Source organism: Zhenhengia yiwuensis, from assembly GCF_014384995.1.
Taxonomy (GTDB): domain Bacteria; phylum Bacillota; class Clostridia; order Lachnospirales; family Cellulosilyticaceae; genus Zhenhengia; species Zhenhengia yiwuensis.
This window is the reverse complement of sequence record NZ_JACRSY010000097.1, coordinates 1-1,748: the sequence shown is the minus strand read 5'-3', so window position 1 is coordinate 1,748 and position 1,748 is coordinate 1. Positions and strand designations below refer to the sequence as shown.

The window sequence follows — 1,748 nt, the reverse complement described above, 5'->3', positions numbered from 1 at the left end:
GCAATTTGTAGAAGAAGTAAAAAAAGAACTTGGCTTAGTAGAATAAAAGAATGATTGGTTAACTGAATAAAGGCATAGAGAAGGCACTAGAAATAGTGTTATTTTTTATGCCTTTTTATTAAGGAGGATAAGAAAATGGATGTAAATATGTTAGAGACATTGATTAATAGTTTAGGATTTCCAATTGTAATGGTAGGAGCATGTGGATTTTTTATTTGGAAGATGTATCAGGCTCAATTACAAGATAAAGAAAGACTATATACAGAACTTGGGAAAGCTACTGCAGCAAATGAAAAGTTTGCAGGTATTATCAGCACATACACAGGGAAATTGGAGTCTATTGAAAATAAAGTAGATAAAATTCAAGATAAGGTAGGTGCCTAAGATGGTCCAGTTAATAAAGAAGCTTATTAAATACAATCATAGTGGTATCAATAAGCCAGTCTATATCGTAATACATGAAACAGGAAATACAGATATAGGGGCAGATGCAGAAAGACACTATAAGTATTTCAATGGTGGAGATAGAGGGGGGAGTGCACATTATGTGGTAGATGATAAACAAGCTATACAATTAGTAGAACATAGTGTACAGTCTTGGCATAATGGCAAGAAGTATGTTTCTAATCCAGCAGTACCACAATGTAATAACAGTAACTCTATAGGTATAGAAATATGTGTTAATCAAGATGGGGATTACAGTAAAGCTGTAGCTAATGCTTTAGACCTTACCAAGAAGCTTATGAAAGAGTTAAATATTTCAGCAGATAGAGTTATTAGGCACTATGATAGCTGCGGCAAACAATGCCCTGCAAAGATGCTTAAGGAGCCTAAATTATGGTCAGATTTTAAGAAAGCTATTCAGGGTATACAAATGGATAGTGAATATGAAAGAGCAATACAGAATCTAGTCTTAGAAGGTATCATCGGTAGTCCGGCAGCATGGACAAGTATTAACCTTAAGAATGTACCAGCACTTATTAGTAAGATAGGGATTAGGCTCTTTGATGTTAGTGGCTATGATGCTGCAGTAGCTAAGATGGTAGAGGCTAAGATTATAAATAGTCCTGGTATTTGGCAGGATAAGAAGTATACAGAACAGAATGTAAGAGATTTAATAGTTAAGGTTAGTGGTTATTTGGGGTAAGCTTAGGCTTATCCTTTATTTTTTTGCTCAAATATTGATTTTATTAGAGGGGGCATTCATAACTCTATAAATATTATTGAGTTAAAAGATATAATTTTATTTTTATTTTGATTAGGATACAAAAATGGTGTACAATTTAAATAAAAAATAAGGGGGTATACAAATGACCGCACAAATAGGAGTAATCAATAAAAAATGTGTAGCATTAGCTACTGATAGTGCTGTAACAATAGGTAGTGGACAAACTATTAAAGCATTCAATACAGCAGAAAAATTATTTACACTTTCAAAGGGATCTCCTGTTGGAATAATGATTTATAATAATGCAGAATTTCTTGGAATTCCGTGGGAAATTTTGGTCAAAGAGTACAGGAAAAACTCATATGGCAGAAATTTTGATACATTACATAAATATGCACAGGACTTTTTTTCATTTATTAATGAATATAGTCAATTTAATATATTAGAAATCAGACATAATATGATGCTAGAATAAAAATTGGACACATAGAATGGAGATTTGAGTTATAATAGAAATAACTATAATGAACGAGGTGTCCTAAAACAATGGCTAAGAGATATGACAAAGAATTTAAACTTC

At 32.2% G+C, this 1,748-nt stretch carries 3 protein-coding genes; all 3 read left to right on the top strand.

Annotation, left to right across the window (positions count from 1 at the left end; translation table 11 throughout):
• Positions 1 to 135: 135 nt before the first annotated feature.
• The 3 genes from H8718_RS20085 (at position 136) to H8718_RS20075 (ending at position 1,643) form a co-directional block, all read left to right on the top strand.
• Positions 136 to 384, top strand: coding sequence for a hypothetical protein (locus H8718_RS20085; RefSeq protein ID WP_249334837.1), 249 nt, complete (start codon positions 136 to 138; stop codon positions 382 to 384).
• Position 385: 1 nt separating this feature from the next.
• Complete coding sequence (locus H8718_RS20080) at positions 386 to 1,147, top strand: peptidoglycan recognition protein family protein (protein ID WP_249334836.1); 762 nt, start codon at positions 386 to 388, stop codon at positions 1,145 to 1,147.
• 163 nt (positions 1,148 to 1,310) lie between these two features.
• Positions 1,311 to 1,643, top strand: a complete 333-nt coding sequence (locus H8718_RS20075; protein WP_249334835.1) for a hypothetical protein — start codon at positions 1,311 to 1,313, stop codon at positions 1,641 to 1,643.
• Positions 1,644 to 1,748: the final 105 nt, after the last annotated feature.